Annotated in this window: 20 protein-coding genes; 3 read left to right on the top strand and 17 right to left on the bottom strand. The window is 54.5% G+C overall.

The window, feature by feature from the left end:
- Positions 1-4: 4 nt before the first annotated feature.
- The 7 genes from QVF11_RS02220 to queA all read right to left on the bottom strand — a co-directional run bounded on the left by QVF11_RS02220 (position 5) and on the right by queA (position 7405).
- The gene (locus tag QVF11_RS02220; RefSeq protein ID WP_112214118.1) at positions 5-370 is read right to left on the bottom strand and encodes a VOC family protein; all 366 of its coding nucleotides are present in this window, start codon (positions 368-370) and stop codon (positions 5-7) included.
- A 64-nt stretch (positions 371-434) separates the two neighbouring features.
- A complete protein-coding gene (locus QVF11_RS02215; RefSeq protein WP_287855126.1) occupies positions 435-1826 on the bottom strand; it encodes a M24 family metallopeptidase in 1392 nt (463 codons plus the stop codon).
- 115 nt (positions 1827-1941) lie between these two features.
- Positions 1942-2913 (bottom strand): protein translocase subunit SecF, encoded by a 972-nt coding sequence (gene secF, locus QVF11_RS02210; RefSeq protein ID WP_287855125.1) that lies wholly within the window; start codon positions 2911-2913, stop codon positions 1942-1944.
- Between the two features lie 10 nt (positions 2914-2923).
- Complete coding sequence (gene secD, locus QVF11_RS02205) at positions 2924-4771, bottom strand: protein translocase subunit SecD (protein WP_287855124.1); 1848 nt, start codon at positions 4769-4771, stop codon at positions 2924-2926.
- Between the two features lie 27 nt (positions 4772-4798).
- The gene (gene yajC / locus QVF11_RS02200; RefSeq protein WP_004099423.1) at positions 4799-5131 is read right to left on the bottom strand and encodes a preprotein translocase subunit YajC; all 333 of its coding nucleotides are present in this window, start codon (positions 5129-5131) and stop codon (positions 4799-4801) included.
- A gap of 22 nt (positions 5132-5153) precedes the next feature.
- Positions 5154-6281 (bottom strand): tRNA guanosine(34) transglycosylase Tgt, encoded by a 1128-nt coding sequence (tgt, locus tag QVF11_RS02195; RefSeq protein ID WP_287855123.1) that lies wholly within the window; start codon positions 6279-6281, stop codon positions 5154-5156.
- A gap of 53 nt (positions 6282-6334) precedes the next feature.
- Entirely contained in the window at positions 6335-7405 is a 1071-nt protein-coding gene (gene queA, locus QVF11_RS02190; RefSeq protein ID WP_287855122.1) for a tRNA preQ1(34) S-adenosylmethionine ribosyltransferase-isomerase QueA, read from the bottom strand.
- A gap of 160 nt (positions 7406-7565) precedes the next feature.
- Between queA and acpH the strand changes: the two genes are divergently transcribed.
- Both acpH and QVF11_RS02180 read left to right on the top strand, forming a co-directional pair.
- A complete protein-coding gene (gene acpH / locus QVF11_RS02185; protein ID WP_287855121.1) occupies positions 7566-8147 on the top strand; it encodes an ACP phosphodiesterase in 582 nt (193 codons plus the stop codon).
- 170 nt (positions 8148-8317) lie between these two features.
- Complete coding sequence (locus tag QVF11_RS02180; protein ID WP_004099418.1) at positions 8318-8920, top strand: peroxiredoxin; 603 nt, start codon at positions 8318-8320, stop codon at positions 8918-8920.
- A 48-nt stretch (positions 8921-8968) separates the two neighbouring features.
- On the opposite strand, the gene QVF11_RS02175 is transcribed toward QVF11_RS02180, so the two are convergent.
- The 5 genes from QVF11_RS02175 to QVF11_RS02155 all read right to left on the bottom strand — a co-directional run bounded on the left by QVF11_RS02175 (position 8969) and on the right by QVF11_RS02155 (position 16398).
- Positions 8969-10363: a DUF3999 domain-containing protein gene (locus QVF11_RS02175; RefSeq protein ID WP_287855120.1), complete on the bottom strand. Its 1395-nt coding sequence runs from the start codon at positions 10361-10363 to the stop codon at positions 8969-8971.
- Positions 10360-13008, bottom strand: coding sequence for a DUF2339 domain-containing protein (locus tag QVF11_RS02170; protein WP_287855119.1), 2649 nt, complete (start codon positions 13006-13008; stop codon positions 10360-10362). Before QVF11_RS02170 ends, QVF11_RS02175 begins: the two co-directional genes overlap by 4 nt.
- A gap of 124 nt (positions 13009-13132) precedes the next feature.
- The gene (locus QVF11_RS02165; RefSeq protein WP_287855118.1) at positions 13133-15001 is read right to left on the bottom strand and encodes an amidohydrolase; all 1869 of its coding nucleotides are present in this window, start codon (positions 14999-15001) and stop codon (positions 13133-13135) included.
- Between the two features lie 24 nt (positions 15002-15025).
- Positions 15026-15571 carry an antibiotic biosynthesis monooxygenase gene (locus QVF11_RS02160; protein WP_287855117.1) on the bottom strand — a complete coding sequence of 182 codons (546 nt, stop codon included), beginning with the start codon at positions 15569-15571 and terminating at the stop codon, positions 15026-15028.
- 185 nt (positions 15572-15756) lie between these two features.
- Positions 15757-16398, bottom strand: coding sequence for a hydrolase (locus QVF11_RS02155; RefSeq protein ID WP_112214107.1), 642 nt, complete (start codon positions 16396-16398; stop codon positions 15757-15759).
- 291 nt (positions 16399-16689) lie between these two features.
- On the opposite strand from QVF11_RS02155, the gene QVF11_RS02150 reads away from it, so the two are divergent.
- Positions 16690-17592 (top strand): LysR family transcriptional regulator, encoded by a 903-nt coding sequence (locus tag QVF11_RS02150; RefSeq protein WP_287855116.1) that lies wholly within the window; start codon positions 16690-16692, stop codon positions 17590-17592.
- Here the strand turns inward: QVF11_RS02150 and malZ are convergent.
- The 5 genes from malZ to phoB form a co-directional block, all read right to left on the bottom strand.
- On the bottom strand, positions 17589-19406 hold the full coding sequence (malZ, locus tag QVF11_RS02145; protein ID WP_287855115.1) for a maltodextrin glucosidase: 1818 nt from the start codon (positions 19404-19406) through the stop codon (positions 17589-17591). The genes QVF11_RS02150 and malZ overlap by 4 nt on opposite strands.
- A 152-nt stretch (positions 19407-19558) precedes the next feature.
- On the bottom strand, positions 19559-20929 hold the full coding sequence (proY, locus tag QVF11_RS02140) for a proline-specific permease ProY (protein ID WP_142512213.1): 1371 nt from the start codon (positions 20927-20929) through the stop codon (positions 19559-19561).
- Between the two features lie 123 nt (positions 20930-21052).
- The gene (gene brnQ / locus QVF11_RS02135; protein WP_287855114.1) at positions 21053-22372 is read right to left on the bottom strand and encodes a branched-chain amino acid transporter carrier protein BrnQ; all 1320 of its coding nucleotides are present in this window, start codon (positions 22370-22372) and stop codon (positions 21053-21055) included.
- Positions 22373-22790: 418 nt separating this feature from the next.
- The gene (gene phoR / locus QVF11_RS02130) at positions 22791-24080 is read right to left on the bottom strand and encodes a phosphate regulon sensor histidine kinase PhoR (protein WP_142512214.1); all 1290 of its coding nucleotides are present in this window, start codon (positions 24078-24080) and stop codon (positions 22791-22793) included.
- Positions 24081-24101: 21 nt separating this feature from the next.
- A complete protein-coding gene (phoB, locus tag QVF11_RS02125; RefSeq protein ID WP_004099401.1) occupies positions 24102-24791 on the bottom strand; it encodes a phosphate response regulator transcription factor PhoB in 690 nt (229 codons plus the stop codon).
- Positions 24792-25078: the final 287 nt, after the last annotated feature.

Here is a 25078-nt window from a genome sequence, read left to right as displayed (position 1 = left end):
TCATTTACGCTGGTTGGTGAAGACCTATCCGATTACCCTCGCTATCGATAAACAGGGCAATAGTGCCGATATCATCCGCCAGCTCAAGCGGGCCAAAAACGCAGCTTCCGCCCGCCGAATTTACACGATCGAGCGTAGCCGCCAGATTGTCAGTATGTAGATAGATAATGCATCCCTGATCGGAAGGCTTAACGCCGTCGAACTTTGCCAGCGCACCGCCAGGAGCAGGATCCTGATAAGGAAATACCGCCATTTCAGCACAGTCCATATTCTCCCGCTTCAGCGTTACCTGCATCACTGGCTCGTAAAACGCCACGGCACGATCCATATCCGCGACCGGAATTTCAAACCAGTTAATCACGTTGTTCATACATCCTCCTGTCCATTGTTTGGGTTCAGGAGGAGTGTATGACAGGGCTACTGACAGCATTATGTCAGTATGGTGTGCAAACCAGCGCACAATCGGGGTTTAACAGCCACGGACGCAGGTATCCCACGGTGTTGGAAAATGGCAGCACTTCTTCAGGAAGCGAGATGCCCAAATGCTTGCGAATATACGTCCGGCGGGCGACCACTCGTTGCCAAAGCTCGGGGTAGTTCTGCGCCAGCACCTGACGCAGTGCGCTATCTGCAAGCGCCACGGTATCTTCAATGCTTGCGCCACCATAGCCCGCCCGGGAAGGAATGATGTCAATTTGCAGTATCATTCCACTCTGTAAGCATGCCGTTGAATTGGGTCCAATAGGCGAGCACAGCCACTCTTCATCAGCGACCAGGTGTCCTGGGTTCAAATGCCAGTGATACTCCGCCTTCGGCAACACTTGCTCGATTAGCGCATACATATCGCCACCACGCATGCCGATACGCAGATTTTCCAGCCAGGTAACCACCGCATTAAAATAGGGCTTCGCCACCACCTCGAGATAATCCGCTACTTCGGGCGCAAGTTCGCTCTCATCCGCCACCACATAGGCAGCACGGCTGCTTAGCCCGCCTTTGAAGCTGGTGGTCAGCGAGAACTTATCCCCATGCTGAATAACCTTGTCACCGGGATAAAGATTCGCGTGAGCAAAGCGATCGCCGGTAGCAGCAATCATCACCACGCTATTAGGCTGGCCTTCCGCCGCCAGCAGCGCGCCAATTTGCTTTTCCTTTTTTCCTGGTGCAATAGCGTTAAGGGCGGTCAGAACAGCAGTTGAGGCCAGGTTGGCACCATACTCATAGTGCGCCAGCTCATTGGCATTATTGGTGATTCTCGCCCCGCTTGCCGGGTTGATAAAAATGCCGGTGGCATTGGTTAATCTCGCCTGCGGCCCGGCAGCCTGGCGAATGGCATCAACGATAAAAGCGGGTAGATCAAACATCTGCGAACGGTCGTCAGCTACACCCGTGAATAATTTCCAACCGGCCAGCCCGATCCTCTTTTCCGCTATTACTCCCGCATCCTGCAGCAACTGCGTCAGCGTTTTGCTAGTTTCCATCGGCTGGTTCGGCAACGAAAACCACGGCGCGTGGATGACCCGGTTATCCAGCCGGGCATAGCCTGCAAGCTTAAGATTTTCGTTACCCAACACCAGTACCGCCTCTCCGTCCTGATGCAGTACCAGCAGCGCCTCTTCAAAACGGGGAATAAAGCCCGTGAGATACTCGAAATTGCCGCCATGCTCTTTATCGGCATACACAATAAGCGTGTCTAACGCTTGCTGACGCATATTCGCCAGCACCTTAGCCCTGCGTTGACGCAAAGTCTCATCGTTGAGAGTAACGCAAGGCACATCGTGCCAGAGGGTAGGTTGAGCAACGGGGGAAAGAGTTACGACAGCCATTGGCAATTCTCCATGTCATTTCACGCTGATACTGGAGAGTAACCAAAATCCGGCCAACTGTAATAAAAAAATCCCGGCCTTGCGACCGGGATTCGTTTATCAACGTACAATTGCCTTACGGCAGAATTGACGGCTGATCTGCCCCTTCTTTCTCGACTTTCTGCTGCAGCATGTGCTCGCGCTTCATGCCCAGCTTCAGCGCCAGTGCGGACGCCACGTAGATAGAAGAAGCCGTACCAATAGAGACACCAATCAACATGGTCAGCGAGAAGCCTTCCAGAATCGGGCCACCAAAGAGATACAGCATCAGGATAACCATTAAGGTGGTCCCGGATGTGATCAAGGTACGGTGCAACGTCTGCGTCAACGACACGTTAAAGATTTCGTACGGCGTACCGCGGCGAATCTTGCGGAAGTTTTCACGAATACGGTCAGATACCACGATACTGTCGTTCAACGAGTAACCGATAACCGACATCAACGATGCCACGATAGTCAGGTCAATCTCGATGTGCAGCAGCGACAGCACGCCCATGGTAATCACCACGTCGTGCGCCAGCGCGATAACGACCCCCGCAGCCAGACGCCATTCAAAGCGAATACCGACGTAGATCAGGATACACACCAGCGCAGCAATAAGCGCCAGCGCACCGGTCTGCGCAAGATCTGCCCCGACGCTCGGTCCGACAAACTCAATACGCTTAACCGCTGCGTTCTGGCTGGTCGACTCGTTAATCACGGTAACGACCTTACTGCCCAGCTCCTGACTACCGTTGGCGTCATGCACCGGCGGCATACGGACCATGATGTCGCGGCTGCTGCCAAAGTTCTGCAGCTGCGGCTCTTCAAAGCCCGCCTTCTGCAGCGACACACGCACCTGGTCCATATCAACAGGTTTTTCGAGGGTAATTTCAATCACCGTACCGCCGGTGAAATCCAGACCCCAGTTAAACCCGCGCACGCCAATAATAATAATGGACAGAATCAGCAAAAAACCTGAAATGCCGAAGGCCCAGTAGTCCCAGCGCATAAAGTCCCAGACTTTACGGCCGTGGTTCAATTGTTCAACAGTATATTCCTGTGCCACAACGCACTCCTCAGATAGACAGCTTTTTAACGCGCTTGCCGCCGTACAGCAGGTTCACGATGGCACGGGTGCCGACGATAGCGGTAAACATTGAGGTCGCAACACCGATACCGGTGGTGATTGCAAACCCTTTAATGGCACCGGTACCGACCGCGTACAGGATAATGACCTTGATAAGCGTCGTAATGTTGGCATCAAAGATGGAACTGAACGCACCAGCATAGCCTTCATGAATCGCCTGCTGCACGGAACGCCCGTTGCTCAGCTCTTCTTTAATACGTTCGTTAATCAGAACGTTCGCATCGACCGCTACCGCAAGGGTTAACACGATACCCGCAATCCCCGGCATGGTCAGCGTCGCCCCCGGAATCAGGGACATAATGCCGACAATCAGCACCAGGTTGGCAATCAGCGCTGAGGTCGCAATCAGGCCGAACTTCTTGTAGAAGAAGATCATGAACAGGATAGAGACCACCAGACCGGCCAGACACGCTTCCAGACCCTGCTGAATATTCTGCATACCCAGAGTTGGACCAATGGTACGTTCTTCAACAATCTGAATCGGCGCAATCAACGCACCGGCACGCAGCAGCAGAGAGAGCTGACGCGCTTCAGTAGGGTTGCTGATACCGGTAATACGGAAGCTGTTACCCAGACGAGACTGGATGTTGGCGATGTTAATCACCTCTTCCTCTTTCGCCAGAATCGCACGGCCGTTGGCATCTTTCTTACCGCTGTCTTTGTACTCCACAAACAGGGTCGCCATCGGTTTACCGATATTGTCCTTGGTGAAGTTAGACATGATGTTGCCACCAGCGCTATCCAGAGAGATGTTAACCTGCGCCTGGTTGTACTCATCCATGCTCGACGTTGAGTCGGTGATATGGTCACCGGTGAGGATCACACGCTTGTACAGCACAACCGGCTGTCCTTCACGGGTAAACTTCACTTCAGAGTCGCCCGGTACACGGCCGGAAGCCGCTGCAGAGCTGTCAACGTTGGTATTAACCAGACGGAATTCCAGCGTCGCGGTCGCGCCCAGAATCTCTTTCGCGCGCGCGGTGTCCTGGATACCTGGCAGCTCAACCACAATACGATCGGAACCCTGACGCTGAACCAGAGGTTCGGCAACGCCCAGCTGGTTTACACGGTTACGCAGGATATTGATGTTCTGCTGAACGGCATATTCGCGGGCTTCTTTCAGACGGTCGTCAGTCATCACCGCTTTCAGGCCAGTGCTGCCCTGAGTAGAGATAACCAGATCGCGATGGCGAGGGCTTAGATATGAGATAGCCTGGTCGCGGGCCGCGCTATCGCGGAAAGCGATGCTCAGACCATAGTTGTCTTCCTTGCGCACGGTCGCGTAAGGAATGCTTTTATCACGCAGCTCGCCGCGCAGGCTGTCGATGTTTTGTTCCTGCAGTTTGCCCAAGGCGGTGTCCATGTCAACTTCCATCAGGAAGTGCACGCCGCCGCGCAGGTCAAGACCCAGCTTCATCGGTTCGGCATACATGGCCGCCAGCCAGCGCGGGGTTGCCGGAGCAAGGTTAAGCGCCACGACGTATTTGTCACCCAGCACGCCCATCAGCGCTTCGCGCGCGCGCAGCTGGATATCGGTGGAGTCGAAGCGCGCAAGAATTGCGCCCTCTTCCAGTGCCACAGACTTCGCGGTAATTTTTTCTTCTTGTAGTGTTTTCTGGACCTGGATCAGCGTTTGCTCACTGGCGGCGACGCCGCGCGCACCAGTGATTTGAACAGCCGGATCCTCACCATACAGGTTGGGAAGCGCATACACTAAGCCGACGACAAGAACGACGACCAGCATGACGTACTTCCACAAAGGATAACGGTTTAACACGGCAGTTCCCTTAGGGAAAATGGGTAATTACAGCGCTTTCATAGTGCCTTTCGGCAGAACGGCAGCTACGAAGTCACGTTTGATAACCACTTCGGTGGTATCGTTCAGCGCAATAGCGATGTATCCGCTTTCCGCAACTTTAGTCACACGCCCAACCAGGCCACCGTTGGTCAGCACTTCATCGCCTTTGGCAATGGAGTTCATCAGGTTTTTATGTTCCTTGGTGCGTTTCTGCTGTGGGCGCAGGATCATGAAGTAAAAAATCAGACCAAACACCACCAGCATCAGAATCAGAGACATCGGGCTGCCCTGCGCTGCGCCACCGGTTGCTGCTACCGCATCAGAAATAAAAAAGCTCATTGAAATTCCCTCATTATTAAAATTAGTCAACGTTCAAAGGTGGAACAGTTCGACCTTGACGTTGGTAAAAATCGGTCACGAAGCTCTCTAATTTACCCTCTTCGATAGCCTTGCGTAAACCAGCCATTAAGCGCTGATAATAACGCAGGTTATGAATGGTATTGAGGCGCGCGCCCAATATTTCGTTGCAACGGTCGAGATGATGCAAGTAAGCGCGTGAATAATTGCGACAAGTGTAGCAATCACATTCCGCATCCAACGTCGCAGTATCGCTCTTGTGCTTCGCGTTGCGGATTTTCACCACGCCATCGGTGACGAACAGGTGGCCGTTGCGCGCGTTGCGCGTCGGCATGACGCAGTCGAACATATCGATCCCGCGACGCACCCCTTCAACCAGATCTTCCGGCTTACCGACGCCCATCAGGTATCGCGGTTTGTCGGCTGGGATCTGCGGACAGACGTGCTCCAGAATACGATGCATATCTTCCTTCGGCTCGCCAACAGCCAAACCGCCGACAGCGTAGCCATCAAAGCCAATCTCTACCAGACCTTTAACAGAGATATCACGTAAATCTTCGTAAACGCTGCCTTGAATAATGCCAAACAGCGCATTTTTGTTGCCCAGACCATCAAAACGGTCGCGGCTACGTTTGGCCCAGCGCAGAGACATTTCCATCGAGCGCTTAGCGTAATCCCAGTCCGCTGGATAAGGCGTACACTCGTCGAAGATCATCACAATGTCGGAACCGAGATCGTACTGAATCTCCATCGATTTTTCAGGATCGAGGAAAATCGGATCGCCGTTGATCGGGTTACGGAAGTGCACGCCCTGCTCGGTGATCTTACGAATATCGCCGAGGCTGAAGACCTGGAAACCGCCGGAGTCAGTGAGGATCGGCCCTTTCCACTGCATAAAGTCGTGCAGGTCGCCGTGCAGCTTCATGATCTCCTGGCCCGGACGCAGCCACAGGTGGAAGGTATTACCGAGGATGATTTGCGCGCCGGTCGCCTCCACTTCCTCCGGCGTCATCCCTTTTACGGTGCCGTAAGTGCCGACGGGCATAAATGCTGGCGTTTCAACAACGCCGCGCTCAAACACAAGACGGCCGCGACGCGCGCGACCATCGGTGGTATCTAACTCAAATTTCATTATTACTCCTGCGTCAGAAAAACAGTCTGACGTTAAACACTCGTGTCGCGGACTTATTCCCCAACACGCTCAAAAATAGCCTGCGGATTGTACGTGATAAACATCGCGTCCCCGTAGCTAAAAAAGCGATAATTTTGTTCTACCGCAGCCTTATAGGCATTCATGGTGTGCTGATAACCAGCAAACGCAGAAACCAGCATAATCAGTGTCGATTCAGGCAGATGGAAGTTGGTCACTAACGCATCTATCACTTTGTACTGATAGCCAGGATAGATAAAAATCTGCGTATCGTCGAAAAAAGGCTCAATCAGGTCGTTTTTTGCCGCCTGGGCCGCACTTTCCAGCGAGCGCACCGACGTTGTTCCAACGGCAATCACCCGGTTGCCGCGCGCTTTTGCCGCCAGAACCGCGTCGACCACATCCTGCGGCACTTCCGCATATTCGGAATGCATAATGTGGTCTTCGATTGAATCTACGCGCACCGGCTGGAACGTCCCGGCTCCCACGTGTAGCGTAACGAACGCCGTTTCGATACCTTTTTCGCGCAGTGCCGCCAGCAGTGGGTCGTCAAAGTGCAGACCAGCGGTCGGCGCGGCAACAGCGCCAGGCTTAGTGCTATAGACCGTTTGATACAGCTCGCGGTCTGCTTCTTCATCCCGGCGGTCAATATATGGCGGCAGCGGCATATGGCCGATGGCGTTAAGGATATCCAGTACCGGGCGCGAGTCGTTGAATTCGACTTCAAATAGCGCACCGTGACGCGCCAGCATGGTGGCGTTAATGCTTTCATCATCACCGAGCAGCAGCTCGGCACCGGGTTTCGGCGCTTTAGAAGCGCGAATATGTGCCAGAATACGTTTATCATCGAGCATACGCTCGACCAGCACTTCAATCTTGCCACCGCTGGCTTTGCGGCCAAACAGACGGGCCGGGATCACGCGGGTATTGTTAAAGACCAGCAGATCTCCAGGGTTGAGCTTATCGAGTAAATCGGTGAAAGTACCGTGCGTCAGCGCGCCCGTCGGCCCATCTAGTGACAGCAAGCGGCAGCTGCTGCGCTCAGGCATGGGATAGTGGGCAATCAGGGATTCGGGTAATTCAAAGGAAAAATCGGCAACGCGCATGACGGTAACTCAGACTTAATAAAGAGGCGGGTAGTCTAGTGCCGGGAGGTTCTCCCTGCAACCGTTACCCTACTCAACGCCGGATATAATAGCTGAACACAATAATTAACCTGCAAGAACGGCAAAACGGTCAGTGACCATGTGAAGGATTGAAGTCGATATGAATTTTCTCGCGCATTTACACCTCGCCCACCTTGCGGATAGCTCGCTGCCAGGCAACCTGCTTGCCGACTTTGTTCGCGGCAATCCGCAACATGATTACCCCGCCGATATCGTTGACGGCATTTTTATGCACCGGCGTATCGATGTGATGACCGACAACCTGGCAGAAGTGAAAGAAGCCCGCGAGTGGTTCCGCCCGCAGACCCGCCGCGTCGCGCCGATTACTCTCGACGTAATGTGGGATCACTTTCTGTCGCACCACTGGGAACGCATTTCTCCTGAGATGCCGCTGACCGAGTTCGTTCGCTATGCGCATACTCAGGTAGCGCAGATCCTGCCCGATTCTCCGCCGCGCTTTGTGAATCTCAACGAATACCTCTGGTCAGAGCGCTGGCTTGAACGCTACCAGGACATGGATTTTATTCAGCGCGTGCTCAACGGTATGGCCAGCCGCCGCCCGCGCCTTGATGCCCTGCGCGACTCCTGGCAGGATCTGGATACGCACTACGATCGACTTGAGCAGCAGTTCTGGCGCTTCTATCCGCAGATGATGGCGCAGGCAAAAAAACGTGAGCTATAAATGATTGCTCTTTTCCCGCAAAAGACTATTCTGAAAAGCGCTTTTAAATAACGATTGATAGACAAAACCTATCTCATCGATTGTCAGCGTCACGTTGAGTTCCCCCGCCCCTCTCCCTATACTTGCCCGCGTTGCGTTCCAATTAACCTTAGTATTAACAGGAGAATCATATGGTTCTGGTTACTCGTCAGGCTCCGGATTTTACCGCGGCAGCAGTATTAGGTAACGGCGAAATCGTTGAGAAATTCAATTTCAAACAGCACACCAGCGGTAAAGCTACCGTCCTGTTCTTCTGGCCGATGGACTTCACCTTCGTTTGCCCGTCTGAACTGATCGCTTTTGATAAGCGTTATGAAGAATTCCAGAAACGCGGCGTAGAAGTGGTTGGCGTTTCTTTCGACTCCGAGTTCGTGCACAACGCATGGCGTAACACTCCGGTCGACCAGGGTGGTATCGGTCCGGTTAAATACGCAATGGTTGCTGACATCAAACGCGAAATCCAGAAAGCGTACGGTATCGAGCATCCGGACGAAGGCGTTGCCCTGCGTGGCTCTTTCCTGATCGACGCTAACGGCGTTGTTCGTCACCAGGTGGTTAACGACCTGCCGCTGGGCCGTAACATCGATGAAATGCTGCGTATGGTTGACGCGCTGCAGTTCCACGAAGAGCACGGCGAAGTTTGCCCGGCACAGTGGGAAAAAGGAAAAGAAGGTATGGCCGCTTCTCCGGAAGGCGTTGCTAAATACCTGACCGAGAACGTTTCCAGCCTGTAATCGGCAGACGTTTCAAAAAAAGGCTCGCAGATGCGGGCCTTTTTTGTTTTATGCCGTACCGTCTTTTTTCACTTCACGCCAGATTCGCCACGCCATCAGCGCCAGAACCGCAACACCCAATATCAGCGCTCCCCATACCAGCAGCGTTTTCCACTTGCTTTGCTGTTCTGCAGCCGACGTCGCCGTCAATCGCGCTTCGCCGCCCAGCATCACGCTTTCTTGCGCGACCGCCAGAGGTAGCTCATTCACAGCCTGCTTTTTATGCAGCGACGCAGGGATCAGCATGTCGATCCCGACATCTGCCTTTTGCGCCGCCCGGTTACCCCAGGCCAGCATATAGGGCACTTTCCCCTGGGTATTAAAGACCACCTGGTATTGATCGCGCGCACCGCTTACCGCTGGCAGTTGTTCCGGTAATCTGGCGTTAATCGCCTTCATCCGCACCGCTTCCACCAGTTGGCCTGAAAGCTGAATATCCTCCGAACGCTTGCCTTCCAGCTGATATAGCACAGTTTTCGTCAGCGGCTGCCAGGCATCTTTTTCGCCGCTGCGCCAGCTCAGTTCGGCGGGTAATACCCCATCGTTGTCCAGAATCACCCTGAGCGAAGTCAGCGGCTGAGGCCGGCTCCAGCGCCAGACAGCTTCCTCGTCTGAAATCTTGCTCGCCTGAGCATTTATCTCAATGCGCGTAGACTCAGGCTCTCTACGTTCAGCCAGTGCTTTTACGTCTTTTAATACTATCGCCTTGCTTTGCGCATCAAAGATCACCAGCAGATAACGATTCCCCTCCGCAGAGAGCGTGAGGTTGGCGCTAATCGTGTCCATTTTCAAACGATCGTTTTCACGTGCCAGATCCATAAGCGGAGCATCCTCCTGGAGAGGACGCCAATACTTCAAGTCACGACTGGTGTATAGCGACGCTTTCCCCTGCCAGTTTTCCGCTGGCGAGTCCCAGTTCAGATGCAGCTGAGCCAGCGCAAAAGCGTCCGTTTTATCCTCCGGCAGAGTCAATAAATAGCTCTGCCCAAGCGCCCTGACATCATCACTTTCCAGACGAATTTCAATCCCCGTTGTGGAGCGCAGGACTAAAGATTCCCCACTACGGTGCCCCTCTTCACGCGGTGGAACCAGCGACATTTGTAGAGGAAAGAGTCTTAGCGTCATCGCTTCGGGCGTAGCGGGCTGCGCCTTCTGTGCTTGCAGAGCAAACGGCACGGTATCTCCCTGATGATTAAATACCCGTACATCGCGCAAATCAGGCCATGCCGTTCCCTGATATATTGGCTGAGGAAGCTCAACGCGATACCATGGCGACGCGCTAGTGGTTTTCAGCATCACTCCCTGTGCGTAGTCCTGAGGCGTTTCTCGTACCTCATCGCCACCTATCGCCGCCCCTGTTACGCCCAGCAACAAACCGCATAGTACCGTTTTCATCCATTTCATTTTTCTTCTCCTGCTTTGGGCGGTAACGGGGAAAAATACCCGACAATCAACACCAAAATAGCCACGCCGATAAACGCAACAGCCCGCGCCAGACCGCCACCACGTGCGCTATCCACCAGCATCAGTTTCACAATAACAACGCCTAACAACGCCGCGCCGCATAACCATTCGCGGCGTGAAAACCGCCGCGTCGCACGCAACATTACCGCCAGCGCCGCCAGCGTCCAGACCAGCGCAAAAGTGGTCTGAACCAAGCGTGAATGCCACAACGCCTCTACATTCCAGGCTACCTCGCCGTACCAGGCCAGGGCGCGTAGCAGCAGGCCATTCAGCCACCAGAAACCAAGCGCTAGCAGAGCAATAACAGGCCAGGGGCGGCATACCGATAACTGCACCGGAAAATAACGCAGCGAAACGCGATAAAAAACCGTCAGCCCAAGCAGCGCGAAAACCGCGCCCTCTTCAAGTGGGTTAATAAACGGTAAATAAGTCTGGCCATAGACTGCACCATCCTGCAAATTCGTCAGCGTTAACAAGCACCCCAGCACAATCGCCACCGGTATCATCGCCTGAGAAGTATACAGCGCCGGCCATTCCCGGAATGGCCAGATTTGCCGACGGACCGCTTCATAAATCAGGAAGATCAACACCCCGCCTGCCGCCATCATTAATCCGCTCGCCCAGGCCGACATCCCCCACGGCAAATCCTGCGTAAACCAAAACAGTTCCATTGCCAGCGCCAGCAAAATCATCCAGAACAATGACAGGTGAGTAAGCTGACTTATGCGCGGCGGTAATGAATGCCCATCACACCAGAGCAGGGCTACCGCCGCGGGTAGCGCCACACACCAGGCCAGATTTTGCCAACCAGCAGAGAAAATCTGCTGTTGGGATAGCTGATACAACAGTACCATCAGCATCATTGGCCATAGCAACCATTTGCTCAAATCCAGCTCTCGCCAGACCAAACGAGCGGCGACCGCGCGCCAGCACCACGCCGACCCGGCCAACGTCGCCAGCAGGCCAAATAAAATCTGCGAACCTTGACTCAACGCCAACTGCGATACGCCGATAAGCGCTACCATCCAGAACAGTAGCCCGCCCGTAAGCAACACCCAGCTACCCTGTATTTGAAGGCTTCGCCACAGCCATGCGGCAACTAGCCAGCTAAGACTGAGTACGGCAAAAATCAGCATCAATGAAAGCGGCGTGGCATCATTCACCTGCGCCCAGAGCGCGCTGCAAACCGCCAAAATGAGTAGTGCGGTACCGCTGTAGCTCATACGTCGCTGCTGCTGTTGCACACCCAGCCAGAGGATGCCAAGCCCTTCCAGCGACCAGGCCATCGCGGTCCAGCGGGCCGAAAGCGCAAGGGGAATAGCAAGGGTGGTAAATGCGCCGCCGAGCGCCAGCGCAGCCAGTACCAACGGCTTCCCTAAAGAGGGGTAACGACGCAGCGCCAGCCAGGCTAAAGTCAGATAGAAACCACCATAGCCCAACGCGCTGAGCGCCGGGCCGTATTCCATATGTCGAGTGATGGCGTACTGCATACCAAAGCCGACCAGCGGCGGCGCAAACAGCAGAACGCCGTCAATCACCTGCTTGCCTTTTTCCTGTGCCCGCAGCGACAACACCACGCTCAACACACCAAAAATAATCATATTGGCGATTAAGAACAGCTGGCAGCTCAGGTAAAACTCTGGCCGATAACCTTTCAATCCCCACAGGCCACCGACGCCAAAGGTAAACAGCAGGCCAAGCAGATTAAGCTCTCGCCAGTGCTGGCGAATGCTGATGGCTAGAATGCCGACCGACAGCAGAAGATAGAATGAGAACAATGCGACATGACTGCCGCCGCCGGTAGAGAGCAGCAGTGGCGCAAGATAACCGCCAAGGCTCGCCAGCATGGCCAGGCTGAGCGCTTTTTGCAAAATCGCCAGTCCCACGCTCGCCGCACAAATTACCACCAGTAGCGCAAACGCCAGGGGCATCGGCAACATCTGCCATAAGCGAAACGCGCCAAAAACGGTGAGATAAAGCGCCCCTGTCGCGCCCCCTTGTAAGATCAGCGCATACATCGGTTGCTTATGCCGCAATCGCCATCCAGCAGCCAACAGGACAATCGCGAACAGCGCCGCAGCCGCAAGGCGTAGCTCAAGCGGGAACAGAGCGTGTTCAACGGTATAGCGCAGCAGAAATGAGAGGCCAAGAAATAACAGCAGAATACCAAGCTTCGCCAGCGGATTGCCCTGCATAAACCAACCTACCAACGAGGATATCATTCCACCAAATGCGGAAGGCTGCTCGGTTTCGGGAGCAGATTTTGCCGCTTGCTCTGGCTTCGTCATTGGCATCGGCATTGGCGTTGGTTTAGGCTGCGAAAGCCACAGATCGATGGCTTCAGCCACTGGCTCCGGTCGAGGCTCACTGGACTCCGCCGCTGGCATTGTCGGTGCGACGGCGGTGGCCTCTGCCGCAGGCGCCTGTGCGACACCGCGTCGCTCAAGCTCCTCTAGCCGACGTCGCAAAGCCGCCAGCTCAAAACGGACCGCCGCGCTGCGCCTGAGCGCGGCAATCGCCACGAGCGGCCCAATCACCAGCCCGCAGAATAAAATAATACAACCAAAGATCAGTAGATCATCCATGTTCTTACCTTCATTCGTTGAAGAGGGAGCAGAATGACACAAGTGGCCTTATCAGCGCTATCCGAGTTAGATGAAAAACGCAAATGAGAGCGTCCATGCCCCCACAAGGTAAACGTTTTATGCTTTAAAACGCAAAGCAGGAGCAGCCCAGCACGCCCCAGAAGGCCTGCTCATCGGCCACCGGAATCGATGATTTGCGCGCTATATCATGCTGATGTCCGTGGACCCCACAGCTACCGCAGCACTGGTGCATCTGGACTATCGCGCCAATTTTCGCCGCCGTCGGCGGCGCTGAACGGTAATGTCCCGGCACCTTCACTACCGGCGACCACTCGGGCAGCACGGGGATTGACGGTGGAGCCAGCGGCGAGAAGTGCCCGGCGGCGTAAACGACTTTGCCGTCAACGACCGTCAACACCGACTCGATCCCCTTAATTTCCTCTTCCGCCACGCTAAAGTAGTCTTTGGACAGCACCACCAGGTCAGCAAGCTGGCCCTGTTCAATTCGCCCTTTCTTACCCTGTTCGCTGGAGAACCACGCGCTGCCCGCGGTCCACAATTCCAGCGCCACGTCGCGCGGCAGGCGGTTGCTTTCGTCGTACATCGCCATCCCGCCAACCGTACGCCCGGAAACCAGCCAGTAAAGCGCGGTCCACGGGTTGTAGCTCGCCACGCGGGTAGCATCGGTGCCCAGCCCTACCGGAACGTCTAGTTCGAGCATTTTCGCCACCGGCGGCGTATGTTTGACCGCATCTTTGCCGTAGCGGTCGACAAAATATTCGCCCTGGAAAGCCATCCGGTGCTGCACCGCAATACCGCCCCCCAGCGCTTTCACGCGTTCGATATTGCGCTCGGTAATGGTTTCCGCGTGATCAAAGAACCAGTGCAGGCCGTTGAACGGAATATCGCGGTTGACCTTCTCGAAGACGTCGAGCATCCGGCTGATAGATTCATCATAGGTCGCGTGCAGGCGGAACGGCCAGCGGTGTTCGACAAGATGGCGCACCACCCGCTCCAGCTCATCTTCCATTCCTTGCGGCAGATCCGGGCGCGGCTGGAGGAAGTCTTCAAAATCCGCCGCCGAAAAGACCAGCATCTCCCCAGCACCGTTAGCGCGGTAAAAATCAGTCCCCTGCCCCGGTTTGAGCATATCGGTCCAGCGCTCAAAGTCTTCCAGCTCCTGCTTTGGCCGCTGGGTAAACAGGTTATAGGCGATACGCACGGTCATCTGCTCTTTGGCGTGTAACTGCTCAATAATTTCATAATCTTCCGGGTAGTTCTGAAAACCGCCTCCGGCATCGATAGCGCTGGTCAGCCCCAGGCGATTCAGTTCACGCATAAACTGACGCGTTGAGTTGATCTGCAGCTCCAGCGGCAGCTTCGGCCCTTTCGCCAGCGTCGAATAGAGGATCATCGCATTGGGTTTGGCGATCAGCATCCCGGTCGGATTACCGTTGCCATCGCGAACAATCTCACCGCCCGCCGGATCCGCAGTCTCTTTGGTGTAGCCCACCGCCTTTAATGCTGCGCGATTAAGCAGCGCGCGATCGTAGAGATGCAGAACGAATACCGGGGTATCCGGCGCCGCGTCGTTCAGCTCTTCGAGGGTTGGCATCCGCCGTTCGGCAAACTGGAATTCGCTCCAGCCCCCCACCACCCGTACCCACTGCGGAGACGGCGTACGGTCGGCCTGATCTTTAAGCATCCGCAGCGCGTCCGCCAGCGAAGGCACGCCTTCCCAGCGCAGTTCAAGATTGTAGTTCAGACCGCCGCGGATCAAGTGCAGGTGAGAATCGTTGAGACCGGGGATCACCGTATGGCCTTTGAGATCGATAATTTGCGTCCCTTCGGCAGCAAAGCTCATGATCCGATCGTGACTACCGGCGGCGAGAATTTTACCATTGGCGATCGCCAGTGCATCAGCGAGCGGATTTTGACGATCGAGAGTATGAACCCGACCATGGGTCAGGATCAGTGTGGCAGTTTGCGACATAACGCTCTCCTTCAGGAGGCTGGCTCAGCTTTTCTTTAACCAGCCAGCAAACAGACGGGTCACGATGGGCATCCAGAACCAGACCACCAGCGCGACCACACAGGCATCATTGATCAGATGCAGCAACAGACTTCCCTTCAGCGAGGGCAATAGCATCCCGGTCACCCAGGGGACCAGGTTCGTGCTGGGGAAAATCACCAGCAGGGTGATTAAAAATTGCTTCCAGCGCAGCGGCTGGCGGACGTTCGCCGCAGGCGGAGTAAACCAGAAAGCCGCTTCGGTACGTACTTCGGTCCGGTCGCCTTCACTCAGCAGCGGTGCGATTTCCGCCACCAGCTCGCGACGCGTTTCTGACTGCGTCCACGCGTAAAGATGCTCAATGGTGTCAAAGCGAATGATAACGCTCCATAAATTCTGCCCGGCGGCCGGGCGAATCACGTTGGCGCCAAGATGTCCGGGAAACTCCGCCGCAATCGGCATAATTTTACCCAGCCACTCTTCATAACGTTGGCCATGTTCGGGGTCGAGTACATGACTGATAACCAGGGTCACCGATTTCTGCTGCGCCATTAAGAGTTCCTTGCTTCAGGGTAATGACGGGATTTACCCCGCCATCAGCCATAAATGACAATACACAAAATCATTCATGCTGCATCGAGGCGGCAAGGTTGTACGTCCCCGGGAGCTGACATAAGCCAGTGACCGGGGCGGGCAAACGAAGCCAACAAAGAGGCAGCTTGAAGGATGAAGTGTATTTAGGCTTGACGCTCCGGCGCGCCATGCACCATGGTATACGCGTAATCCACGCCCATTCCGTAAGCGCCGCTGTGCTCGCGCACCAGGTCCATCACCGCGTCATAAGTCTCTTTACGTGACCAGTCGCGCTGATACTCCAGCAGCACCTGTTGCCAGGTCACCGGTACCGCACCGGCCTGTACCATACGGTCAATGGAACGCTCGTGAGCATCAACCGAAGTACCGCCGGAGGTATCGGTCACCACATAAACTTCATACCCTTCATCCAGCGCCATCAGGGCCGGGAAGGTCAGGCACACTTCGGTCCACAAAGCAGAGATAATCAATTTTTTACGCCCGGTCGCTTTTACCGCCGCCACAAAAGCCGCATCTTCCCAGGAGTTCATCGACGTGCGTTCAATGGGCTTCACATCTGGATGCACAGCCAGCAATTCCGGCCAGATATAGCCGCTGAAGCTTTTAGTTTCTACTGAAGTATAAATCACCGGAACATTAAAAATTTTCCCAGCCTTGGCTAAAGCCACCGTATTATTTTTCAGGGTCTGGCGATCAATATTAGCCACGCCAAAAGACATTTGCGGCTGGTGATCAATAAAAATAAGAGCAGAGTTAGAGGGATCGATCAGTTCACGAATAGACATAATATATCCTGTTAATCAATGAGTTAAAAAGATACTACCGTTACCGCTGTGCTGTCTGGATCCTGACTGATAAAGCATGGTGAGTATAGTCAGTAATTTCTAACGAGTTATTAAAGATTTTTTTCTAATTTATTTCCAAAGCAAAAATTTATGACCAATCAATTAACTATCACAATATTAATGAAATTATGTTTATCAAAATTTTACGGTTAACTGTTCTAAATTATTCACTGGTATTGAACATCGCTCTTCGGTAAAAAATAGGCACGATTTTTTACCGGAAGTTAACTCATGCGCTTAAACCTTGATGTCCTGTTGATTCTCGACGCGCTGGACAAGCATGGCTCTTTTGCCACCGCCGCCGAATCGTTATTTAAAACACCCGCCGCGCTGAGCTATATGATTCAAAAACTGGAAAACGATCTGAACATCACCTTGCTGGATCGCTCCGGACACCGGGCTAAATTTACCGATACCGGCAGAATGATGCTGGAAAAGGGGCGATTGTTGCTTAATGCTGCCAAAGATCTGGAAAAGCAGGCGGTTCAGCTCAGCGCCGGCTGGGAGCGGGATCTGGCTATCGCGCTGGATGACTCCTTCCCGTTTAGCACACTGTTGCCGCTGATCAGCGCGTTCTACGCCCAGCACCCGCAAACACGGCTTAATTTTACCCACCATACCCTCGCGGGCTCATGGGAGGAACTCACCCATAACGGCGCGGATATTATTCTCGGAGCGATTAATGAACCGCCAACGTCTGCCGAATGGTCGTGGAAAATGCTCGGCACAATGGACAATATTTTCGTCGTTGCGCCGGGGCATCCCCTGGCGGAAACCACCCAACCGCTCACCAACAAGCAGCTAAGCCTGCATCGCGCGGTGGTCATCAGCGATAGCGCTCGCTACTGTCACCCACTCAACAGCAACCTGCTCGACGAGCAGCCGCAAATTCGCGTTGATGATTTCGCCAGTAAAGTTGAACTGTTGCGCGCCGGGCTGGGCTGCGGCTTTTTACCGCGCCATATTGCCCGCCCGTGGCTGGAACGCGGCGAGCTGGTAGAAAAGGCCGTTATCTCTTGCCGCGAGAAAGATATCACCTATATAGCCTGGCGTAGCGGTAATGATGGGCTGGCTCAGCGCTGGTGGCGCGAGGCCATTCTCCAGAGTGAGCATCTGAACCAGCTCTATGACTAACGGCTAAACCACACGTTGGCGGAGATAGCGGGTAGCGTCAGCACACCGTCGTGCAGCGCACCTGCTCCTTCTTTCAACTGCCAGTCGTTAACGTCAAGCAGCGGTGAATCCTCAACCACGACCTCGCAGGCTTCGCCGCGGTTAATCGCCACCAGCACACGCTGTTGCTTATAGACGCGCACAAACACCACCACGTTGTCTTCGGCATAGATCACCTGGCAGCCGCCGTAGCGCAGCGCCTGATTAGCCTTACGCAACTTGCTCATACGCTTGTACAAACCGAGCAGATCGCCATCCTGCAATGCCGGATCCCACGGGAAAGGCTTACGGCAGAACGGATCGTTATTACCATCCACGCCCACTTCATCCCCATAGTAAATGCAGGGGACGCCCGGCCAGCTAAACAGCCATACCACCGCCAGCGGCAAACGTGCTACATCCTTACCCAGTAGAGACTTAAAGCGGGCGGTATCGTGACTATCGAGCTGATTGAACATCCGCAACTGCTGCTGATGCGATAGCCCGGCGCGATAGTTATCCATCCACGCCATGCAGGTCTGAGCATCGATTTTCTGTGGATCGTAGGAAATATCGGTATTGGCAAGGAAACCCCACAACGGGAAGGTAAAACCTCTGTAGTTCATCGCCGAATCTTCAACGTCGGCCTGTAGCCACTGGCGCGCATCGCCGAAATGCTCACCAAACACAAAGGCTTCCGGCTGCTCTTGCTTCGCCGCATGGGTGATGCCGGCAATATGGCGCAGGTTATTACGCGCCCCGCCGCCTTCGCCCAGCATATGCACTACGTCGAGCCGCCAGCCGTCCATACTCCACGGCGCTTTCAGCCAATGGCGCACCACACTATCTTCCCCGCCGTAGATTTCATTGACCAGGGTCTCTGACCGATAATCCAGCTTCGGCAAGCTGGCGTATCCCAACCAATCGTGGGCAACGCCCTCCGGGGAGAAGTTATACCAGTCGCGCCACGGCGAATCGGCATTATGGCAGGCACCACCGCTGCCGCGCTGATGGCGATCGAACCAGGCGTGCGAGTCACCGCTGTGGTTGAACACGCCATCAAGGATCAGACGCATCCCCTCTTTTTGCGTGTTGTGGCGCAAGCGCAGCAGCGCCGCATCACCGCCAAACTGCGGGTCAACGCGCCGGTAATCTTCGGTATCATATTTATGTACGCTGGGGGCGACAAAGACCGGGTTCAAATACAGCGCCGTTACGCCAAGCTGCTTCAGGTACGGTAGCTTTTCGCTAATACCATCAAGATCGCCACCGTAAAAGGTGGAGCCACCCGCCTCGCCGGTGAGCGGTTCATCCCACTCTTTACGCACGATGTCGTGACCGGCGGCATGATGATAGTAAACCTTGTCCTGTTCAGTCTGGCGTGACTGGCTGCGGGCAAAACGGTCAGGGAAAATTTGGTAAAACACCTGATCGGCTACCCACTGCGGTCCGCTATCCGGAACATCGACGGCAAACTGCTCCAGCCTCGCCGGTGGGAATCGGTTAAAACCCTGTGGCGTGAACCACCGCTGACGGTCGGCCCACAGTAGCTTGAAGCTGTAGCGGCGACGCGGCTGTCCGTTGGCCAGGTTGATTTCCCCGCGCCACGCCACCACGCCCGAATGCGGCTCCTGCCGCAGACGGTGCATCGGCAGCGACAGTTCTTCATTATCTTCTTCTGCCCGCAGCGTCACCCGCTGCGGCAGATCGTCGCCGCTTAGCCATAACGTAATAAACAGTCGTTCCTGCTGTTCCTTAATAAACGGAGCAACCGGGAGGTGCCATGCCTTCAACATCGTTATTCCTCTCTTTGCAGAATGGGCACACCTTGCCACAGCGTACAGACGTATGACTCATCATCGGCAGAATTATTGGGGGAGGATAGCGGGGGTGGAGGGATCGCTTGCCGGATAGCCTGAGCATATCCGGCAATAAGAGAACAAAATAGCTACGCTTTAGCCAATTTACGCTCGCGACGGGTTTTAAACTGCCAGCCCACCAGCAGCAGAATAATCCACGCAAAGCCGACGTACAGCGAGATGCGGGTATCCGGATGGTAGCCAATCAGACCAATAATAAAGACCAGGAATATCAGCCCAATAACCGTCGTCGTTACCCCGCCAGGCACCTTAAACTTCAGCGCTTTCGCCTCTTCTGGCGGCAGACGGCGGCGGAAGGCAATCTGCGACAGCAGGATCATAATCCACACCCACACCGTGGCGAAGGTGGCCAGCGAGGCGATCACCAGGAAGACGTTCTCCGGCATGATGTAGTTAAGATAGACCGCAAACAGCAGCGCAATGGTCATCACCATTACCGTCACCCACGGCACCCCACGGCGCGACGTTTTGGCGAACATTTTCGGCGCGCTGCCCTGCTCAGCCATACCGTGCAACATGCGCCCCACGCCAAAGACGTCAGAGTTAATCGCCGACAGCGAGGCAGTCAGCACCACAAAGTTGAGGATGCTGGCGGCAAAGGTAATGCCGAGATGCTGGAAGGTTAAAACAAATGGGCTACCGTTGGTCCCGACCTGGTTCCACGGATAGATAGACATAATCACAAACAGCGTACCCACGTAAAACACCAGAATACGCATCGGTACTGAGTTAATGGCGCGCGGAATGGATTTCTCCGGGTCTTTCGCTTCACCGGCGGTAATACCGATGATTTCAATCCCGCCGTAGGCGAACATCACCATCTGCAACGACATCACCATCCCCAGCCAGCCATTGCTGAAGAAGCCGCCGTGGCTCCACAGGTTGTGGATGCCAGTTGGCTGACCACCGTTGCCGATGCCCCAGATAATGATACCGAAACCAGCCAGAATCATGATGATAATGGTGGCGACTTTGAAGAAGGAGAACCAAAACTCCAACTCGCCGAAAACCTTCACGCTCATCAGATTAACGGCACAGATAATCAACACCACGCTGAGTACCCAAATCCAGTGCGGCACCGCCGGGAACCAGACGCCCATATAGATACCGAAGGCCGTCACGTCGGCGATAGCGACAATCAGGATTTCAAAACAGTAGGTCCAGCCGGTGATATAGCCTGCCAGCGGGCCAAGGTAATCTTGCGCATAGCGTGAAAACGAGCTGGCGGCCGGGTTATGCACCGACATCTCGCCCAGCGCGCGCATAATAATATATGCCGCAACGCCGCCGATAATATAAGCCAGCAGAACGCTCGGGCCCGCCATTTTAATCGCGTCAGCCGAACCATAGAAAAGACCGGTACCAATTGCCGACCCCAGCGCCATAAAGCGAATATGCCGGGTACTTAGCCCGCGCTTAAGCTTGTTACTACTTTCCATCGTGTTCCATGCCGTTTTTCTCCTCTGGCCTTCGCGGGGGCAAAATTCAAAGGAGCATGACCAAAAAAACAAAAAACCACGGGACCTAAAGTCCCGTGGTTAAACGCCTGCGTAAAGCGTCGGTTAATGTGCGCTGGATGTCACCTGACGTCCTGCTGCACGATCCCAGATAACAGCAAGAATCACCATCACGGCGGTTGGCATCAGCCAGGCCAGACCCTGCTCTGCCAGTGGCAGACGCGCGGTCCAGGACGGCATAATCTCTGCAAACGCCGACGCTTTAATGCCATCAATGATACCAAACATCAGGCTGATAAACATTGCCGGGGCAATAACGCGGGACGAATTATGCCACCAACCGCGGGTAAAGCTTAATACAACCAGTGCGATACACGGCGGATAGATAGCCGTCAGCACCGGAATCGAGATCTGAATCAGGTGGCTCAAACCGAGGTTAGAGACCGCCATTGAGAACAGGCCGAGGATAAACACCAGCGTGCGATAAGAGAACGGCAGGTACTGAGCAAAGAACTCCGCACAGGCGCAGGTCAGGCCCACCGCCGTAACCAGACAGGCGATAAAGATCAGCGCCGCCAGCAGGAAGCTCCCCGCGCCGCCGAAGGTGTGCTGTACGTAAGCATGCAGAATCGCCGCGCCGTTAGCGGATTGTTCAACCAGCGTACCGCTGTCTGAGCCTAAGCGGAACAGCGCCAGATACAGCAGGGTCAGGCCAACGCCAGCCATCAGGCCAGCCCAGACGGTGTAGCGGGTCAGCAGACGGGCTTCTGTCACGCCACGGGAACGCGCGGCGTTAACAATCACGATACCAAAGACCATCGCCCCGAGGGTATCCATGGTCAGGTAACCGTTAACGAAGCCGTTAGAAAATGGTGCAGTGCTATAGGCTTCCATCGCGTGACTCAGCGGGCCGGCAGGCCAGACGATTGCCGCAACGGAAAGAATAATCAGCGCAATGATTTTCAGCGGTGCAAGGAAATTCCCCACGGTGTCCAGCAGCTTGCCCGGATAGAGCGAAACGAGGATCACCAGCGCAAAATAGATAACGCTGTAAATCAGCAACGGCAGCGGACCATCGCCGGTCAGCGGAGCAATCCCCACTTCAAAGGAGACGGTGGCGGTACGCGGAGTAGCGAACAGCGGCCCAACGGCCAGATAGCAGACCACGGCCAGCAGAATACCGGCGACTTTACCAATCGGTGTGCTCAGGCTCTCGACGCCGCCGCCGACTTTCGCCAGCGCCACGACCGTTAGCACCGGCAAACCCACTGCGGTAATCAGAAAGCCAATGGCAGCGGTCCAGACGTGTTCGCCAGCCTGTAAACCAACCATCGGAGGAAAGATAATATTGCCTGCGCCGACGAACAGCGCGAAGGTCATAAAGCCCAACGCAATGATGTCGCGAGATTTTAACTGATGGGTCATAAATTCATTACTGCCTGTGGATGTGGTGTTGTACAAACGGTTAAATACCGCGCCTTCCCTTAGGGGATGATACAGCGGCCATTGTCAGTAAACTCAGCGGGATATGCTCCCAAAGCGGCGTGGAAAAGAATTGTTTTTTGAATTACCACGCAAAAACAGTCTGTCTGCGACCGTAGGGGGGCAATTTAAACGCTTATAACGTTTTAAAGCAAGGAGGGATCGTAAAAGCAGATGATTATGCTAACTCTATTTTCATAGCCAGAATGATTGACCTGACTGATGGAAAACATGTGGCTTATCATGCGAACAAAAAAGCAGCGAACGTTCGTTAATTACGCAGCTTCGATTTCGCTGCAAACGAAAATGACCAGCCGAAGCTGGTCATTGGCAAGTAATGCTGACACCCTGGCCATCGGGTTCAATTTTTGGCAATCAAACGTTCCGGTAACAGGAAGCTAAAACGCGTCCCTTTGCCCAGCGTGCTTTCAATTTCAAGACGGCTGTCGTGATGGCTCACGGCGTGTTTAACAATCGCCAGCCCCAAACCGCTGCCACCGGTTTGCCGAGATCGTGCCTTATCAACGCGGTAGAAACGTTCGGTCAGACGCGGAATATGCTCCGGAGAAATTCCCGGCCCGTTATCCTCGACGCTAAACAGCGCGCCGTGCGGCGCACGCTGCCAGATCACGGTAATTTCCGTTCCCGCCGGGGTATGATTGACCGCGTTATACACCAGGTTGGAAATCGCGCTACGCAGTTGTTCTTCATTCCCCAACACTTTCAGCGACTCATCAACCGAAAAATGCAGAACATGCTTCTGCTGACTCAGCGTTTGCGCTTCGCGCTCGACGACCCGTAGCATCATCGGAACATCAATTTTATCGTTCATCACCAGTACCGGCGCGGCTTCAATTCGTGAAAGCGTCAGCAACTGCTTAACGAGACCTTCCATACGCTGAGTTTGTTCGCGCATGGTGTGCAACGCTTTTTCGCGCGTCGCGCCTTCCAGCACTGCCTCCTGCATCATCTCCAGGTAACCCTGCAGCACCGTCAGTGGAGTTCGCAGTTCATGACTGACGTTGGCAAAGAAGTTACGCCGCGCCCCTTCAAGCTGGTGCATCTGCGTGACATCGCGCGCCACCATCAGTAGCTGTTTGTCGCTGTAAGGCATCACGCGAATTTCCAGATGCCTGGCGTTATTCAACACCAGATTCAACGGCTTCGAGAAATCACGATATTTCAGGTAGTTGGCAAATTCCGGGTAGCGCAGCAGGTTAAGGATATTCTGACCGTTATCGTCCGGCCAGCGCAGATTAAGCGTCTGCTGGGCCAGGCCGTTACACCAGAACATGACGCCTTCTTCGGTCGTCAACACCACCGCATCGGGCAATGATTCTGCACCGCTGCGAAAACGCTTTATAAGACTACCCAGCTCGCGGCGGCGCTTTTTATTACGCATCTGCATCTGATGCAAGCCGTACAGAAGCGGTTCCCAACTGCCGCTGCCCGGCGGTGGTGTCATGCTGCGGTCAACCCACAGCCACCACGACAGACGCATAAGATTCCAGAAATGCCAGATAAGCAAACCCGTCACCGCCGCCAGCAAAAACCACGGCAGGTGACCAAAAATCACCCCAAGGATCAGGGCCGGGATACAACATAAGAAAAGCTCAAGCGCCAGCCTTTTCCATGACAGCCGTTCCAGCACGGTTCACACTCCTGTCAACATTCAGAATCGGGCGGAGAAACGATATCCCGTACCGCGAACCGTTTGTACCATCCGGTCATGGCCGCTATGTTCCAGCGCTTTACGCAGGCGGCGAATATGCACGTCTACCGTTCTGTCTTCGACATAAACGTTAGTTCCCCAGACATGATTGAGCAGCTGTTCGCGACTATAGACACGCTCCGGGTGCGTCATGAAGAAGTGTAATAATTTAAACTCCGTCGGCCCCATATCCAGCGGGTTTTCACCGGTCATGACGCGGTGAGAGGATGGATCGAGACTCAACCCCTGCATTTCAATCACCTCTTCCACTGCCATCGGCGAAATGCGCCGCATCACGGCTTTAATTCGCGCCACCAACTCTTTCGGAGAGAATGGCTTGGTGATGTAGTCATCCGCGCCGGTTTCCAGGCCGCGGACGCGATCTTCCTCTTCGCCGCGCGCGGTCAGCATCACCACAGGGATATCGCGGGTCATCGCTTCACGCTTGAGCTGTTTAATAAACTGCAGACCCGACCCACCCGGCAGCATCCAGTCAAGGAGAATCAAATCAGGCCAGGGTTCATTGAGTTGATTAACCGCGCTGTCAAAATCTTCCGCCTCGACGGGCTGAAAGCCGTTTTGCTCCAGAACAAAGCAGACCATTTCGCGGATTGGAGCTTCATCTTCAACGACCAGAATTCTTCTCGCCATTATTTACCCTGTATTTTTTAGCCATCAGTATAGAAGTGCGCGGCCATTATGCGTCAGATTTATGACAGATTTATGAAAAAAATGACGGGCAGATGAACAAGGGATTTTGAATTGTGACACGGACTTAACTCACCGGAGTGCAGTGTTATATCCGTCATACTTCAAGTTGCTTGTGCGTTGGCTACGGATTACTCGGCCCATCCATGGGCCTCGCCCCTACGGGGCCAGCGCAAGCGCTATTCAAGGCGTGCCTTGTCCTGCAACTCGAATTATTTAGGGTATATAAT

The sequence above is a fragment of the Klebsiella sp. genome (assembly GCF_027492335.1).
GTDB classification, from domain to species: domain Bacteria; phylum Pseudomonadota; class Gammaproteobacteria; order Enterobacterales; family Enterobacteriaceae; genus Klebsiella; species Klebsiella huaxiensis.
Note: the sequence above shows the minus strand (reverse complement) of the source record. Positions and strands in the feature narration are given on the sequence as shown.